Genomic DNA, 427 nt, shown 5'->3' on the forward strand with positions numbered 1-427 from the left:
GTACACCCCCGCCGCTGTCAACCCGCCGCGGCCTGTCGTGTGCCGCACCACGGCGTGTCGCGTCGATCCCGTGCCGCCTCAACGGTCCAGACGCCCCCGCAGCAACGCCCGCGCCGCCGCCGGATGCTCCGCCGCCAGCAACCCCGCCGCAGCCAACACGTAGTCGACATCCACCACCGCCCGGGCGGCCCGCGGCAACGGCCACCCACCCGCGTGATCAGCCAGCACCGCCGTCAACACCGACACCGACGCATCCGCCTCGGCGTGCCGCAGCACCCCACCGGAACCCACCACCAACCGCACGTCCCGCAGATCCCGCCCGGCACGTTCCCCGGTGCCCGCGCCCCGCGCGTGCCGCCGCACCGCCACCGTCGCCGCCAACGCCGCGATCCTCCTGTCCACCGCCCGCTGCGCGTCGTCACCCGGC

The 427-nt window shown here is 76.3% G+C and carries 1 protein-coding gene; it reads right to left on the reverse strand.

The features are described from left to right. Positions 1–78: 78 nt before the first annotated feature. Positions 79–427: glutamate mutase L (locus E1166_RS30650; RefSeq protein ID WP_207914675.1), on the reverse strand; the 349-nt coding region annotated here is incomplete at its 5' end.

It is taken from the genome of Micromonospora sp. KC213 (assembly GCF_004348325.1).
In the GTDB taxonomy this organism is placed as follows: Bacteria; Actinomycetota; Actinomycetes; order Mycobacteriales; family Micromonosporaceae; genus Micromonospora.